At 75.9% G+C, this 1,540-nt stretch carries 1 protein-coding gene; it reads right to left on the reverse strand.

All coding sequences use genetic code 11. From position 1 onward, the window contains the following. Positions 1–138: 138 nt before the first annotated feature. The gene (locus CKO13_RS12100; RefSeq protein ID WP_420827071.1) at positions 139–1,308 is read right to left on the reverse strand and encodes a deoxyguanosinetriphosphate triphosphohydrolase; all 1,170 of its coding nucleotides are present in this window, start codon (positions 1,306–1,308) and stop codon (positions 139–141) included. Positions 1,309–1,540 lie beyond the last annotated feature (232 nt).

Below are 1,540 nucleotides of genomic sequence, written 5' to 3' on the forward strand. Positions count from 1 at the left end.
CGAGGCGCTGCGCGCGGCGACCGGCCGGGCGGTGGCCGAGGCGCGCTGGGGCCAGCGGGTCCGCGACCCGGACGCCATGGCGCGGATCACCGTCGAGGAGGTCACCGCGCAGCTCGACGCCGCGCTGCAGGAGGCCGCCTAGGTTCGCTCCTCCGGGCGGAAGAGCCGCCGGTGCTCGTCGATGGCGAAGCGGTCGGTCATCCCGGCGATGTAGTCGGCCACGGCCCGGGCCCGCCCGGCCTCGCCGCGCCGGGCCGCGCGCGCCTCGGCGGCGGCCCGCGGCTGCGGCGGCATCAGGCCCGGGTCGGCGAGGAAGGTGTCGAAGAGCGCCTGGACCACGCGCCGGCTCTTGTGGACCATCCGCGCCACCCGGAAGTGCTGGTAGAGCCGCTCGTGGAGGAACGCCTTCAGCCCCTGGTGGCGCTCCGCCATGGCCGGGCTGAAGCCGATCAGCGGCGAGGCGCGCCGGCGCACCGCGGCCAGGTCCTCCGGGGCGGCGGCGTCGAGGCGCGCCTCGGACTCGGCGAGCAGGTCCCGGACCTGGGCGTCGATCATCCGCCGGACCACCTCGTAGATCGTCCGGCGCTCGTCGAGCCCCGGGTAGGCCGCCTCCACCTCCGCGAACAGCGGGGCGAGCAGCGCCGTCTCGCGGCACTCGGCCACGCTGATCAGCCCCGAGCGCAGCCCGTCGTCGACGTCGTGGCTGTTGTAGGCGATGCCGTCGCAGAGGTTGACGAGCTGCGCCTCCAGGCTCGGCTGCCCGCCGTCGCGGAAGCGCGCCGCCACGGCGCCGAGGCGCTCGGCCTTCTCCGGCGAGCAGCGCTTGAGCAGGCCCTCGCGCGTGGCGAAGGTGAGGTTCAGGCCGTCGAACTCGGCGTAGCGCGCCTCGAGGTCGTCCACCACCCGCAGGGACTGGATGTTGTGCTCGAAGCCGCCGAGCCCGGCCATGCGCTCGGCGAGGGCCTCCTGCCCGGCGTGGCCGAAGGGGGTGTGGCCCAGGTCGTGGGCGAGGGCGAGGGCCTCGACGAGGTCGATGTTCAGGCCCAGGGCCTGGGCGCAGGTGCGGGCGATCTGGCCGACCTCCAGGGTGTGGGTCAGCCGGGTGCGGTAGAGGTCGCCCTCGTGGTTGATGAAGACCTGGGTCTTGTACTCGAGCCGCCGGAAGGCGGCGCTGTGGATGATCCGGTCGCGGTCGCGCTGGAGCTCCCCGCGGTGGCCCGGGTGGGGCTCGGGGTGGCGGCGGCCGCCGCACTGCGGCTCGGTCACCGCGCAGGGGCGCAAGGGGGGTGGCTGGAAACCGCGTCTCACCTGTCGGCTCCTCCCGTTGCGGCGGTAGCGGCCTCTTGAGGATAGCAGCCCGGCGGCCTGCGCCGCTTCCGCCTTGCCCGGGCGGCCCGAGCCGGCCCCCCGGCGGGTGGGCGGCGGTGCGGGGTCCTCGAGCGCGCCGAGCATCGCAGCCCGAGCGGGGACGCCGAGCGGCGCCAGCCGCTCGGCGAGCGCGCGTTGTCCGAGCGAAGCGAGTTTAGCGCGCGGCCCCGCT

It is taken from the genome of Halorhodospira neutriphila (assembly GCF_016584055.1).
In the GTDB taxonomy this organism is placed as follows: Bacteria; Pseudomonadota; Gammaproteobacteria; order Nitrococcales; family Halorhodospiraceae; genus Halorhodospira; species Halorhodospira neutriphila.